11 protein-coding genes and 1 pseudogene are annotated in these 14,990 nt (G+C 38.0%); 7 read left to right on the top strand and 5 right to left on the bottom strand.

Annotation, left to right across the window (positions count from 1 at the left end):
* Positions 1–77: helix-turn-helix domain-containing protein (locus tag AAEZ22_RS02660; RefSeq protein ID WP_262977142.1), on the bottom strand; the 77-nt coding region annotated here is incomplete at its 3' end.
* A 38-nt stretch (positions 78–115) separates the two neighbouring features.
* Between AAEZ22_RS02660 and tnpA the strand changes: the two genes are divergently transcribed.
* Entirely contained in the window at positions 116–511 is a 396-nt protein-coding gene (gene tnpA / locus AAEZ22_RS02655; protein ID WP_089367634.1) for an IS200/IS605 family transposase, read from the top strand.
* Positions 512–575: 64 nt separating this feature from the next.
* Here tnpA and AAEZ22_RS02650 read toward each other — a convergent pair.
* Both AAEZ22_RS02650 and AAEZ22_RS02645 read right to left on the bottom strand, forming a co-directional pair.
* A pseudogene (locus AAEZ22_RS02650) lies at positions 576–791 on the bottom strand (GNAT family N-acetyltransferase); the annotation flags it as partial.
* A gap of 12 nt (positions 792–803) precedes the next feature.
* The gene (locus AAEZ22_RS02645) at positions 804–5,561 is read right to left on the bottom strand and encodes a PAS domain-containing protein (RefSeq protein ID WP_352296062.1); all 4,758 of its coding nucleotides are present in this window, start codon (positions 5,559–5,561) and stop codon (positions 804–806) included.
* Between the two features lie 253 nt (positions 5,562–5,814).
* On the opposite strand from AAEZ22_RS02645, the gene AAEZ22_RS02640 reads away from it, so the two are divergent.
* The 5 genes from AAEZ22_RS02640 to bfr (AAEZ22_RS02620) all read left to right on the top strand — a co-directional run bounded on the left by AAEZ22_RS02640 (position 5,815) and on the right by bfr (AAEZ22_RS02620) (position 11,252).
* Entirely contained in the window at positions 5,815–6,678 is an 864-nt protein-coding gene (locus AAEZ22_RS02640) for a cation diffusion facilitator family transporter (RefSeq protein ID WP_089369186.1), read from the top strand.
* Between the two features lie 92 nt (positions 6,679–6,770).
* Positions 6,771–7,841 (top strand): PepSY-associated TM helix domain-containing protein, encoded by a 1,071-nt coding sequence (locus tag AAEZ22_RS02635; RefSeq protein WP_089369330.1) that lies wholly within the window; start codon positions 6,771–6,773, stop codon positions 7,839–7,841.
* Positions 7,842–7,913: 72 nt separating this feature from the next.
* On the top strand, positions 7,914–10,049 hold the full coding sequence (locus AAEZ22_RS02630; RefSeq protein ID WP_089369185.1) for a TonB-dependent receptor: 2,136 nt from the start codon (positions 7,914–7,916) through the stop codon (positions 10,047–10,049).
* Positions 10,050–10,302: 253 nt separating this feature from the next.
* Positions 10,303–10,773: a bacterioferritin gene (gene bfr, locus AAEZ22_RS02625; RefSeq protein ID WP_011329914.1), complete on the top strand. Its 471-nt coding sequence runs from the start codon at positions 10,303–10,305 to the stop codon at positions 10,771–10,773.
* Positions 10,774–10,787: 14 nt separating this feature from the next.
* Positions 10,788–11,252, top strand: a complete 465-nt coding sequence (gene bfr / locus AAEZ22_RS02620) for a bacterioferritin (RefSeq protein ID WP_011329913.1) — start codon at positions 10,788–10,790, stop codon at positions 11,250–11,252.
* 80 nt (positions 11,253–11,332) lie between these two features.
* Here bfr (AAEZ22_RS02620) and AAEZ22_RS02615 read toward each other — a convergent pair whose 3' ends face one another.
* On the bottom strand, positions 11,333–11,527 hold the full coding sequence (locus AAEZ22_RS02615) for a (2Fe-2S)-binding protein (RefSeq protein WP_011329912.1): 195 nt from the start codon (positions 11,525–11,527) through the stop codon (positions 11,333–11,335).
* 570 nt (positions 11,528–12,097) lie between these two features.
* On the opposite strand from AAEZ22_RS02615, the gene AAEZ22_RS02610 reads away from it, so the two are divergent.
* Positions 12,098–12,655: a TMEM165/GDT1 family protein gene (locus AAEZ22_RS02610; protein ID WP_086994541.1), complete on the top strand. Its 558-nt coding sequence runs from the start codon at positions 12,098–12,100 to the stop codon at positions 12,653–12,655.
* 78 nt (positions 12,656–12,733) lie between these two features.
* Here AAEZ22_RS02610 and AAEZ22_RS02605 read toward each other — a convergent pair whose 3' ends face one another.
* A complete protein-coding gene (locus tag AAEZ22_RS02605; RefSeq protein WP_089369184.1) occupies positions 12,734–14,911 on the bottom strand; it encodes a TonB-dependent siderophore receptor in 2,178 nt (725 codons plus the stop codon).
* Positions 14,912–14,990: the final 79 nt, after the last annotated feature.

Raw genomic sequence — 14,990 nt, 5'->3', positions numbered from 1 at the left:
GCGCCAAACTCAACGAGTTTAGCTTCTTGCTCTGGCGTAGGATTTAGCCTGTAGTTGTATCTAAGCGTCTTTTTCATATACTGTATAGACTACTGTATGGAAATGAGTTGTCAAGATGGAATATGACACTAAATCTCACTGTAAATATTTAATAGCGCTACATTTAATACTTGTGGTTAAATATAGAAAACAATTGTTAAAAGGTGATGTAGGTGATTTTGTAAAACAAAAAATCACTGAAATTGCAGAGCGCTCAGAATTTAATATCGAAGAGATCGAGGTGGACAAAGATCATATACACATATTGCTAACGATCTCTCCCAATATCAGTGTTGCGAGTTACGTTAGGAGAATTAAACAATCTACAACGCAAAGTCTATGGTCGAGATTTAAATGGTTTAAAAAGCAATTCTGGGTTAAAAAAACATTTTGGTCTGACGGATATTTTGTTTGCTCTGTTGGAAATGCGGCTGCTGATACAATTCGAAAATACATTCAAGAGCAGGGCTAACTATTCCGATTCATCCCATCGACACCGCTTCGCGTCGATCAATGGGTTTTCTCGGAAAATTTCGATAAAAATAAACAGCAAAGCCAATGGGCTCGTCGCCATCAAAGCATATAATGCTATGCGCTGTTGCGCCTTCACTAAAAAGGGTATCTAAAATGGCTTGTTCATTGGTTTTAACTGCTTGTGGCTCTTTTTCATAAATAGCGAGCTCATTAATAAAGTGCAAAATGGTTTTTGCATCACTTGCTTGCGCATCACGAATGTCTATTGTGTTTGTCATACTGCTTTAACCTTAAAAATATTGCTCTAATTTATCTTTTAAAATATCAAGTTCAATTGGCTTGCTTAAATAATCATTCATGCCAGCTGCAATACACCGCTCTTTGTCTGAATCCATGGCATTGGCTGTTAATGCTATAATTTTAATTGCTTTATGCTGCTCGCCAGCCTCACCTTTACGTATTGCAATAGTGGCATCATAACCATCCATAACCGGCATTTGGCAATCCATTAGTACAACTTGAAAGTAACCTGCTTCATGTTTTGCAAGTTCCTCTAAAGCACGTTGACCATTTTCGGCTAAGACTGTTTCGCAATTGAGCTTTTTAAGCATTAAAGTAGATACTTGCTGGTTTATTGGATTATCTTCAACCAATAATATTTTAGCAGGCTCAATGGTTTTGGCTTTGCGCAACGATGAAATATACCCAGATGTTACCAATGGCAGTGCTTCGTGCTGCTCGCTATTAGTAATAACCGAAAGCGCAGAAATTAAATCGGCGGTTGTTACTGGCTTTGGAAAGTAAGCCTGAAAGCCTGCGTCAGAATAGCGCTGAGCCCCCTCTAAGCCTGCAATACTGGTCATCATTACTAATGGCATATGTTTGTAATCTGCATGCGCTTTTAATACTTTACATAACTCTATGCCATCCATGCCGGGCATTTGCATGTCTAATACAGCTATGTCATACATGCCCTGATTGTTTTTAACTCTATTTTCACAAATTAGCAGCGCATGTTCGGCATTATTTGCCAGCTCAACATTAGCTCCCCAGTGCTTGAGCTGCTCTGAAATAACCAAACGATTTGTTTCGTTATCATCAACTACCAATATACTTAACCCATTAATATTAGCCTTTGGCATATAGCGCTCTTGTTGATCGCCCTTTAGCACCTCCATGGTGACGATAAACTCACTCCCTTGGCCAGCATTACTTTTAATTGCAATAGCGCCTCCCATTAGTTCACATAACTGCTTACTAATAGCAAGACCAAGGCCAGTGCCTCCATATTCTCGAGTAGTAGACGCATCTACTTGCATAAAGGGTGCAAATAACTGTTGTTGTTTTTCTTTGCTAATGCCAATACCAGAATCTTTTACGCTAACTTGCAGCATTAGCTGGGCCTCAATACGCTCAATAGATGCGCTAACCACCACTTCGCCTTCGTTTGTAAACTTAACGGCATTACTTAATAAATTAGTTAATACTTGGCGTATTCTCCCTGGATCGCCACTTAACTGCGATGGCTCTAAGGCAACCAAATCTAAAATTATTTCTATGCCTTTATTTTGAGCTGTTAATGCTTGCCCAGCGGCTACTTCCCCAATTAAATCGCGGGCATTAAAATTAATACTCTCTAGCTCAATTTTACCTGCTTCTACTTTTGAAAAATCTAAAATGTCGTTTATTACACCCAGTAATGATTGCGCACTGGTTTTAGCAATTGCTACTTTAGTTTCAATAGGCTTGGGCAGTTGCTCTAACTGAATAAGCTCAAGCATGCCTAAAACACCATTCATTGGCGTACGTATTTCATGGCTCATAGTTGCTAAAAACTGACTTTTTGCTACACCGGCTTCTTTTGCCAAAACCAAAGCTATTTTTAATTCCTCAGCGGTTTGTTTACGGCGTTGTGACACTAAGGTACTGCCTACTAAAGTTGCTAAAGAGCGTAAGTAGGTTTCTTCACTTTGCGTCCATTGGCGAAACTCCCCAACGGTTTCTGCGCATAAAATACCTAAATTTCCGTCACCGGTTGTAATAACGGCATCTAGCATAGATTTTATATTATTAGGTTTTGCATAATGCTCAATAAAATCAACGGTAGCGGGATGATTATAAACATCGTCAATAGCTATTAAGTTTTGTTTATAAATAGCTTCGTAGTAGGCAGGGTAATCCTCTGCACTGAGCTGTGCATTACAGCAATCAACACCTTGCCCTTGTATATTTAAACTATGGCAAATCATTAAATCGCGTTGTTCGTTAAAAATCCAAATAGAAGCGCGCTGTACATCAAGCACTTCACACATAGACTTAACGGCTAATTTTTTTACCTCTGCCACATCACTGCTTTGCACTTCAGGTGCAACAGTAAGCATGGCTAAGCTTTTGTTATAACGATTGGCTTTTTCGCTTTCGAGTTCAAGTCGCTTATGCGCATCAATACTTTGAAAAGAGCCAAAAACACGAATGCACTGGCCGTTTTCAAACTCACTTTGCCCTATTGACTTAACCCAACGTTCTTGGCCAGTGTAAGTAACAATAATAAGCTCAATATTCCAGCTTTTCCCACTACTTATTGCACTTTCAAAAAGGGCATTAATTTTATCTCTGTGATAGCCTTCTTTATAATGATTTATTGCGGTGGCTATATCTGGAGAGTAACTCTGTGGCACTTCGTGAATTGCGCGTACTTCGTCTGACCAATAAAGCGTTTGCGCTTTTAAGTCTATTTCCCACGCACCTATTTGCCCCTGTTTACTCATAGATTCAAGCAGGCTTTGCTGACGTGTTATTTTTAATTGCGCCTGATAACGCTCTGTAATATCGAGTATAAAACCATCTAAATATAATACGTTTCCGTCAGTGTCATAAATGGCTTGGCCTTTTTCATTTACCCAACGTACTTCATTACCTTGCGTTATGATCCGGTATTCAACAGACCAAGGCGTGTGCTCGTCAATGCACTTAATAATCGTTTTTTCAATATCGTCACGATCGTCCGAGTAAATTATTTCTAAATAACTTAACTGCTTATTCTCTAATATTGCCTCAGCGTCATAACCCGTAAGCTCTTTAGTTTGCTTACTCATATAAAGCATAGTCCACACTTTATCGTACTTACAGCGGTAAATAATGCCTGGAATATTGCCTACTAACGAGGCAAATTGGTCACGACTATTTTGTAATTCTAGCTCTGTTGCTTTTTGTTCTGTAATATCCAAATGGGTACCTATCATCCGCTTTGGTGAGCCATCATCATTCCATTCAACCACTTTTGCAGTGTCTAGTATCCATACCCAATGACCTTGTTTATGTTTCATACGTGCTTCATTAACGTAATAGTCTGTTTCACCAGAAAAATGAGCGTTTAATTTTTGCTCCGAAACGATTAAATCGTCTGGGTGGGTATACTTATACCAAGTGCCTATTACTGCTGGGCCTAACTCATCTAAGGTATAGCCAATTATTTCAGCCCAACGGTGATTAAAAGTGACTTTACCTGTGTCAATGTACCAATCCCAAATTCCCACAGCGGTAGTATCTATTACCAACTGTAGTTGTGCTTTATGCTCTTCTAGCTCTATTTCTTGTAACTTTAATGCGGTTAAATCTGTTCGAATGGCTATATAGCTTTGTGGCTTAGCATTTTCATCTAAAAATGGCGCTATGGTGGTATCTACCCAATATAAATTACCTTGCTTGGCTTTATTACATATTTTCCCATGCCATACTTTTCCCTGTTTTAGGGTTTGGTACATTTCTTTAAAAAACTGTTTTGGGTGAGTGCCCGAATTAAGAATACGGTGGTTTTTACCTATTAACTCGTGTTCGTCATAACCACTTATTTCACAAAACTTTTTATTAACAAAAGTGATAGTGCCTTTTAAATCTGTTGCAGCCACAATCGTGTGCTCATCAAGTGCACTTTTTTGCTCTGCTAAGTGCCTTAGCACAACCTGTAGTTCAGTCCCTTGTTTATAAAACTCTGTTAGTTGTTGCTGTTTATTTTCGGCCAATTTACACAGCTTACTCGATAACAAATTAAACTCTTGGCTGTCGGGTAAAATAGGTACTTGGGTGCTTTTCCCCTTGGTAATTTTATCAACAAGGGCTGTTAAGCGCCTTAATGGATGAAACAATACTCGACCAAACCACCAAGAGCACGCTAAAACAGCCAACAACATAAGCAGTGTTGCCAAAGCAAAATACTTAATAGAATAAGTATTTGTTAGCCCCTGAACATTCGGCTTAGACACTAATAGCAGCCAGCTTTGATCACCCAAAAAATTCAGCTGACTAACAAAGCCATACATTACATCATTATTTTCGTTGTTATAGGTAAACGTTTTTTGCATTAATTGTGTTTTATTTAATAATGTTTGCTCTGTTGATGGCTGTTGGTTTAATAAAGGCAAACTATTACTTGGCAATAAACTAAAACTAAGCTCGCTGTTTTTAGTATACATTGCATTTAATTGATTCATTAGCCACTGGGGGTTTATATCGGCTAAAAGAATACGGCTTAATTGTTGCTCCGTATTATATATACCAAGCGCAATAATAAAATGTGGTTGTTTTTCAATTAAAAATGATTGAAATGAAGGCGTTGCATGCTCACTCAAGCTAGTATGGATATTAGTTAACGATTGAGGAGCTATTTTGCTAATAAAAGAAGATGTAGGTGTAGCAAGCAAAGCTGCGCTATCTATTAGCTCTACATTATTTACAAATTCGTATACGTTAACAAACTCAGTTATTGCACTTTGTTGTTGCACAGAGTTAGTCGTTAACTGGTTTTTAAGTAACTTAAAATCTTTAATATAATCAGCCAGCCAAAAGCGACTAAACTGCTGAGCAATATTTGTTACCTGTTGTAATTCAGTTTGGGCGTGTTGTTCTGATGTATTATTTATTCGCTTAAAGCTCAGCCAAGAAAACAAACACAAAGGTATTAATGCAATAACTACAAAGGCTATAGTTAGCTTACTTTGTACAGACTGTCCTTTACCTGCTAGCTTTGTGAAGCTCAAACCTTTATTCATACCTGAATTACCTAGTAATTTTACCCATTTTAATACTATGTATTAATGCATTAAAAAGCCTAAGACGCAAGTTTTGCGCTAATAAGCCCATGAATTTTTATGTGTTTTACAAACAGTACTGCTACCTGGATTTTAACTAGATATACGCCTAAGTATACACAATGAGTTAGCTAAGTTTCATCAAGCCCCGTGTAGCTGTTTTTAGCTGCTCGTGATATAACAATCTTAATATAAGTAGTTACTTGGGGATATTATGGGTCATGACCATGCACACAGCCATGTAGACGACAGCCAAAGTAACAAGCAACTCGCGCTAGCTGTTGCCATTAATGTTCTGCTTACTGTTGCGCAAGTTATTGGCGGAATATTTTCTGGCAGTTTGTCACTCATGGCAGACGCACTGCATAATCTTAGTGATGCAGCCGCTATATTTATTGCCCTTGTTGCGCGTAAAATTGGTAACAAACCTGCCGATAACACACATCACTTTGGCTACAAGCGCGCTGAAATTTTAGCTACTTTGTTCAATAGCAGTACATTAATACTGATAGGTGTGTATTTAATTTTTGAAGCTATGAGCAGTTATTTAAACCCGCAGCCAATTGATGGTTGGATCATAGTGTGGGTGGCTGCATTTGCCCTGCTAATAGATTTAATCACTGCACTTTTAACTTACCGAGCTGGCGCAAATAGCAGTATGAATATAAGAGCTGCTTTTATTCATAATGTATCTGATGCGATGGCGTCTGTTGTGGTTATTGTTGCAGGTACTTTAATTATTTTGTACCAGTGGTATATAGTTGATTTAATTGCGACAATTTTAATTTCTTTTTATGTTATTTACCATGGCGTGTTACTGCTTAAACAAAGCTGTCGCATTTTAATGCAAGCTGCGCCTAATAACTTTGATACCCAAGCTGTTACATGCGCTCTCACCAAAAACTTTAATATAGAGCAAGTAATAGCTATAAAAGTATGGCAATTAGATGATAAAACCAGTCATTGCGAACTGCTGATTAACGCTCATAACTCACTTGATTTAGCAGCCGTTAAACACTTTTTACAGCATAATTTTAATATTGAAAACTGCATAATAGAAAAGCACAATAATTTATAATAAAAATAGCTTTATAAACAAACTTTCAATTGAAAACTGCTCTCATTATCATTTACAATTAGGGTTCTTAGCTCACAATTGAGATGCCGTTTTTGAAACTTTGGTTACGTAAAATTCATTTAACACTTGCCCTACTCAGCGGGTTGTTTTTATTAATAGTGAGCCTCAGCGGAGCGGTGTTAATTTACGCAAAAGATCTACAACACCTTACCCAGCCCGAAAAATGGCTAGTAACGCCTGCAGAAAAACCGCTAAATTTCGACACTTTAATAAATAGTGTGCAAACTCAAACCCAACAAAAAACTGTTTTTTTAATGCCTGAACAAAACCCTACTATGGCATGGCAGTTTAGATTAGCTAATAATCACTACGCGAGCGTAAACCCCTACACCAGCAATGTTATTTATACTTACCAAAGTACAGATACAATTTATGGTTTTACGCTTGCTTTGCATCGCTGGTTATTATTTGAGAGCAGTGACGGTAATAAACCATTTAAAAATTGGATGTCGGTATGTGCATTACTGCTGTTAATAAACGTATTAATAGGCTTTTATTTATGGGTAAAACCTAAAAACCGGATAAAACGTTTAGCTATAAAACCTAAAGCAAAACTAAGAGTACTGCTGTATCAGCTGCATACTGTGTTGGGAGTTTACTTTTTTGTGCCATTAATACTGATTGCCTTTACGGGTATGGCGTTTAATTGGAAAACGCAAACGCAGTCTGTTTTAGAATTGGTAACACAAAATAAAGTAACAAACAGACCTGCGCCTCCCAAAATACCTGTACTTAAAAAAACCGAATTACAATACAATTTAGCAATTAATAATGCTCAAGCCATATTTCCTAAAGGTGAGCCATATAGGGTATACCTACCTAAAAAAGCGGATGACGCGATTGCTTTAAGAATACAAAACCCAGGAGAAAGCCATGCCTATAGCTGGGTATGGGTCAATCCTTATACTGCAAAAGTAGTCAACTCGTTCGATGCAAATAGCACCAATTTCACCACGCAAGCATGGAACTTTAAATATGCCTTTCATATTGGTAATTTTGCTGGGCCAGTTGTACAGTTTTTATGGCTACTAATAACCCTATCACTGAGCTTTTTTATTGTAACGGGTGTTTACTTTTGGTTAAAAAGACGCAATCGAAAATAATTATCATTAACACTTGTGACTGCTATTGTTAATAGTTATCATTACCAAAATTAATTATTTATCTGAGTTACCATGTTAAAAACCTCACTTTGCTTACTTAGCGTCGCTGTTAGTGCTTGCGCAATTGCCGATGAAAATAGTAAAAACAAATATTCTGCTGATCAGTTAGAACACGTTATTGTGTCGGGTAGTCGTATATTTGAAAGTATTGATGAAGTTCCTGCTTCAATTACTGTTATAAATCAGCAGCAAATTCAACAACACTTAAAAGTAAACCCAGAACTAAGCAGCTTACTCGCACAAATGGTACCAGGATTGGCTCCTAGCACCGGCAGCTCCAGTAACTCAGGCCAAACACTGCGTGGTCGCGCACCTTTAGTTATGATTGACGGCGTACCACAGTCAACTCCACTGCGTAACGGTTCATTGGGCATAAAAACGCTAGATGCCAGTGCCATTGCACGCATAGAGGTTATTAAAGGAGCAACCTCTATTTATGGTAATGGCGCTGCTGGCGGCATAATTAACTACATAACAAAACAAGCGAAAAGTGACGGCCAGCCTGAGGGCGAAATTAGTATTTCTAGCCGCTTTAGTGCTGTTAAGCTTGATGAAAGTGCCGGTGCAAGAATATCGGCAGCTGTAAATGGTGGCTTAGATAAGTTTAGCTATTTAATAAGCGCCAGTTACGAGCAAAACGGTGTACAACGTGATTCAGAGGGTGATATTTTAGGCTTGCAATATGGTTTGTCAGACTCAGAAACACAAAACTACTTTACTAAACTAAGCTACGATTTTGATGATGATAAGCAACTAGAGTTTAGTTATAACTTTTATAGCTCACAGCAAAAAACTGATTTAGGGGATGTTACTGGCGACGGTAACATAGGTGAAAAAACCTATGCGATTCACGTACCCAAAGAGCTGCAAAAACAAGGTAAACCGCAAGGCCCCGAAGGCAATGTAAATATTACTCTTAAATACCTAGATTACGCCTTATTCGATAACACCCAAATGACCTTAGATCTGTACAAGCAAAATATAGAAAATGTATTTTTCTTTTCAACTAATTTAGCCAATCTTGATGATGGTTATAGCGGTGGTCAATCTGTTATAAAGTCAGATAAACTAGGCGCAAGAGCCACATTTAATAGCCAATTTGACTTTGATAATCTAACAACCACCTTAATATATGGTATTGATGCCCTAAACGATAAAACCTCACAACCTTTAGTTGATGGCCGTATATGGGTTCCTGAAATGGACATGGATAGTGTTGCTGGTTTTTTACAAACAAAGTGGGTAATTAACGACGATATTATTTTAAAAGCCGGTGTAAGAAAAGAAAGCATAGATTTAACGGTAGCCGACTATCAAACATTAAAGCTATGCAGAACCGCTACGCAATGTTCAGTACCACTTAGTGTGCGCGGCGATACCATAAATTACGATGCAACAACTTACAATGCTGGCATTAAATATAATTTAAGCCCTGCCTTTAGCCCATTTTTTAGTTACTCGCAGGGCTCTGATATATCAGACATAGGCATACTATTGCGCGCAGCTACTGTAAACGATATAGCGCTTATTCAAACACAAGCATCAATTATAGATAACTACGAAGTAGGTTTCACCTCACAATTTGATGACCTGCGCTTTGAACTAGCAGCATATAAAAGCACGTCTGAGCTAGGAACCAGCAATAAATTTAACGATGTAACAGGCGTTTATGAGCCAATACGCGCGCCGCAAAAAATATGGGGCTTTGAAGGCTTAGTAAATTATGCCATTACCCCACAACTTAAATTAGTTGCCACATATAGCTACGTTGAAGGTAAAGATACCCAAGCCGATGAATACTTAGGTGCTAAACAAATTAGCCCACCAAAAGCGACAGCCAATTTAGCGTGGCAGGCCAGCGACGACATAGCTCTTACATTTAGCTATTTATACGTTGGCGATAGAAAGCGCTTTGATAAAAACGAACAAGGCCAATACGTTGGCGATCAAGGTCCTGTAAGTAGTTACGATATAGTTAATTTGAGTGGTCAATATCAAATTACTCCACAATGGAGCAGCTATTTTGGGGTCGAAAATTTATTTAACAGCGACTACTACCCTGCTCGTGCGCAATCATATACTTATGGTGGCTACAATATTAAAGGGCTAGGCACTACGGCAACTCTCGGTGCTAAATATCAATTCTAACTGATTTAAGTAACTTTAAAGGCATGTTAAGCATGCCTTTTTAAATTATATTAAAATATGTGTATTAACTCTCATCTCGCTCAATTAACAATACCTATTATAAAAATTAAAAACTGCTTACAAACCAAGTAATAACGCAAACTTAAATAAGAATCAAAACCAATAGTAACATTATGATTTTTATAGAAAAAACTTGCAATAGCTGCAGTTTGCACTACACTGGTCGCAATTGAACTTGTTAAGGTGATCTATCATGAAAGGTAATCAAAAAGTAATCGACGCATTTAATACATTGCTAGCCAACGAATTAGCAGCAATTGACCAGTATTTTATTCATTCGCGCATGTACGATGACTGGGGATTAGCTAAACTTTATGAGCGCCTTAACCACGAAATGGAAGAAGAGAAAGATCATTGTGACTGGTTAATAAAACGCATTCTATTTTTAGAAGGTGTGCCTAACATGACTAAACGTCGTGATTTATTAATTGGCACCGATGTTAAAAGCATGATGCAAAACGACTTAACACTTGAGCTTGAAGTAGTAGCTAGCGTAAAAGACGTAATCGCAATATGCGAAGAACAACAAGACTATCAATCTCGTGCCATTTTAGAAAAACTATTATTTGATACCGAAGAAGATCATGTTTACTGGTTAGAACAGCAACTTGGTTTAATTGATAAGATTGGAACGCAAAATTATCATCAAGCACAAATGGCTTAGTAGGAGTATATAGTATGAAAGGCGATAAAGACGTTATTGCAGCACTAAATAAAGTACTCGCTAACGAGCTTGTTGGTATTAACCAATACTTTTTACACGCACGTATGTTTAAAGATTTTGGCTTTAGTAAATTAGATAAAGCAGACTACAAAGTATCAATTCAAAAAATGAAAAACGCGGATCGTTTAATTGAACGTATTTTGTTTTTAGAAGGCTTACCAAATCTTCAAGACCTAGGCCGTTTACGTATTGGTGAAAACAGCGAAGAAATGATTGCTGCCAATATGAGCTTTGAACTTGATACAATTGATGAGTTACGTAGCGCAGTTAAACTGGCTGAAAGTAAAAAAGATTATATTACTCGTGAAGCCCTTGATCACATTTTAAATGAACAAGAAGAGCAAATTGATTGGTTAGAAACTCAGCAATTACTGATTGAAAATACCGGCTTAGAAAACTACCTACAGTCGCAGCTGTAATAGTAATTAACACGCATAAAAAAAGCAGCTTAAAGCTGCTTTTTTTATATCTAAATTTTGTAATGTAATTTTTAACTAAATTAAGCCACTTGATCCGTTATATCGGCAATTTGAATAAGCTTACGATTAAGGATCTTTTTAGTACAACCACAACACTTACCGCATTGGCTGCCCACTTTAAGCTCTTTAGTTAACTCACGCATGGTTGTTGCACCATCGTCAATTGTTTGTTCAATTTTTTTATCGGTCACACCGTGACATAGACAAATATACATGAATACAAACCACTCTCAATTACATTTAGTAGGTGCATACTAATCTAAATGGTAATGGTTATCAAACACTTTTGCAGTTAATTATGTTTTTTTTTGATCTTATTTTAAGCAGTGCTACACAGGTTAAAATAATCAGCGACTGTTTAAAAAAGTATATGTTCCAAAATTGTATGTCCGTTGAGGCCCTGTATTCAATTTTTAAAACAACCACTGAGCACCTGTACGCTTAAGCTATTCGTTTTAATTACTTATAGCGCTTAATCTATGGTTCAAGATTTACTATCTAAAAGGTTTGTGGGATAATGCGCGTCTCTTAGGGGAGTAGCCCGCTTAGTAATATCAATCGTGTTGGAAAAGTGAGTAATTATAGCCTTGTATATCGCTACAATAACCACGCTTTAATATTATTGGTGTCACAAGTAAACTTATCAACATAATTGCACCTCACGTGCGTGGTAAGTTTGTAATGTTGTAGCAAGCATTATCGGCGAGACCTAGGTAGATAACTATCCTCAAGGCGGGAGATAGCTATTTGCCTTGGTTTAGTGCTCCCGCCTGTAAGTAGTTGTAATGGAAATATTTTTAACCTCAACCGTCACTGTTGCCCTTGCGGAAATAGGCGATAAAACTCAGCTTTTATCGTTACTGCTCGCTGCTCGTTTTCATAATAAAATTGCACTCATTTTAGGTGTATTAGTCGCAACTATTATTAATCATGGCTTATCTGCTTGGTTTGGAGATTGGCTTAGTGGTAATTTTGCTATTGAGTACCTACCTTGGGTTGTGAATATTAGTTTTATTGTGGTTGGCCTTTGGCTGCTGATCCCTGATAAAGATGAAGCCGTGAGCCATAAATACGATCGCTATGGCGCATTTTTAGTCGCTTTTGTATTGTTTTTTATTGCTGAAATTGGCGATAAAACACAAATAGCCACTGTGCTACTTGGCGCACAATATCAATCAGTATTGTGGGTTACTATTGGTACAACTGTGGGCATGTTAATTGCCAACGTACCGGTTATTTATGCAGGTAATGCGCTACTAAAACGCATTCCTTTAAATAAAGTACGAATTATTGCAGCCAGTGTTTTTGTGCTGTTAGGGCTATATGGCATAGCAACTATTTAGGCTCAATACTTTTATTATTAAAAGCCCTCTGCTCATTATCCATAAACGAGGGCTTTTAATTTCACATCAGCTTAAGTATTAAAACTGATATTTAGCCGATAAGTAAACACGTCTTGGCTCACCCGGAAAATGCCCAGTGCGATTTATAAAGCCGCTTGATGCGTACTCTTTATCAAACACATTTTTAATTGATACTTGCCACGTCCAGTTTTCTAACTGAGTTTTCCAGGCCATATTGTAAATAGTATAGGGCTTTACATGGGTGCCATCTAAACTTACTTGCTGATCAACATAATCAAGGCCAGCAGCAATAGATGAGTTAATGCTGGGTAGGTCATAGCGAGTCCATACTCCGGCAGTATTTTGGGGGGCATTGGCAAACTTATCAGAACCAGCAGCTTGCGCTGAAAAGCCTTCGCTTTGCTCGTTTATACGGGTATCGTTATACGCGTAACTGGCCGTTACTACCCAGCTATCGGTTATGTCGCCAACCACCTCTAGCTCAAAGCCATCGCTTTGCACTTCACCTAGCGATTCTAGCTGGTCAATACCCGAATCATTTTGTAGTAAGCTTGTTTGCAAAATATTTTTACGCACAATTTGATAGGTCGCGATATTAATCGCCAAGGAGTCATCAAATAATTTAGTGCGCAAGCCTAACTCTGTAATATAGCTATTTTCTGGGGAGAATGGCCCACCTACTAACTCAGATTGGCTTGCCGCATCTTGCGGCAAAAAGCCTGTACCATAAAGCGCATATGGAAAAAACGTATCGTTAATATTATAACTGGTGCCAATACGCACCGTAACATCACTATCTGAAAACTCTGTATTGCTGATCTGATCAGTATCTTCAAAGTGATCGTAGCGTAGCCCCGCTGTTATATTCCACTTTTCGGTAATATCTAGTTGATCTTGCAAATAAACCCCGAGCCTTTTAGATTCAGTACTAACAAATCGTGGGGTTATACTTTGTAAGTCGTAATCGGCGCCCGATGTTAAACCATATTGCGGATTGATTAACGATAGTCCAGGTACTGGTCCGCCTTTACTTGCTTGTTTGGCGGTGCGGTATATAGCATCAAATTTAGCAGCATAATAATCTGCGCCTACTAAAAACACATGCTCCATATTCGCAATCGTTGTTTGTGCTATTAAACTAGCAGTTAAACTCAAACCTTGGTTTTCGCGCGCTTGATCTCTAAATTCACGTTCACTCCAATCAACTACACCGTCATTATCGGTATCTAACAAGCCCCGCGGTTCGTGATAGTTTTGCTGTTCGGTATTAGTAAAGTAACGCGCTGTTACATCTGTACTAAATATATCATTTAACTCATTTTTATAGGTTGCCTGATACACATCAGCTGACACTTTTTGATAATCGCTTGCTTCGTTATGGTTCCACTCACGATTAGCAATAAAGTCGCCGTTATCATCTACAGGTACGCCACGTAAACGGGCTCCTGCTAAGTCTTGATCTATATTAGTGTATTGCAGCACTAAATTTGACGCATTATCAAAGTCAAAGCGATAACCTAAATCGATAATGGTGTTGTCTTCGCCGGTGTTATACCTAAACGGATTTTGGCTTTCTTTATACACGCCCACTCTGTAGGCTTGTGTTTGCTCGTTGTTTACACTGCCTGTAGATTCAAAAGCACCACTAAAAAAGTCATCATTGCCAAGCTCTAGTTCTACTGTAGTTTTAGCAATATATTGTGGTTTTTTAGTCATGTAGTTAATAATGCCACCTGGATTACCACTACCATAAACCGCGCCACTTGGGCCTTTAAGCACTGCTACTTGCTCAATATTAAATAACTGCGGTACGGCAAAACCATTAAAAGGGTCACCTTTTACACCATCGTATAAAATTTCGTCTTGACGAAAGCCTCTAAATGTTACGCCCGAATAGCTAAAGCCATTAACGCCTGCAATGTTACTATATAAATCAGTAATTTGACGTGCTGCTTGGTCACTAATTAACGCTTGCGGTAATATTTGAATCGATTGAGGTATTTTTTCTAAGGGGGTATCTGTACGGGTACCAAATGCTGACTCGGTTGGCCTATATAACGAAAAAGCACGGCCTACTACTTCTATTTTTTCAATATTATTCTGAGCCGTTGCGCTATTGAGCGGTATTGTTGAGGGCGGTGCTGTTGTTGATTGTTCAGCTTCTTCGGCGGCAAATACACTGGCAGAATTAAATATAATTGATGAGATTGCGATAGATAAAAGAGTAAATTTCATGAGAGATAACTAACAATAATACAGTGAACGCATGTTAATGCTAACCACTCTCATTTGCAATTGATTATTCTATATAAAT

Source organism: Pseudoalteromonas sp. 20-MNA-CIBAN-0454, from assembly GCF_040308685.1.
In the GTDB taxonomy this organism is placed as follows: Bacteria; Pseudomonadota; Gammaproteobacteria; order Enterobacterales; family Alteromonadaceae; genus Pseudoalteromonas; species Pseudoalteromonas nigrifaciens.
Note: the sequence above shows the minus strand (reverse complement) of the source record. Positions and strands in the feature narration are given on the sequence as shown.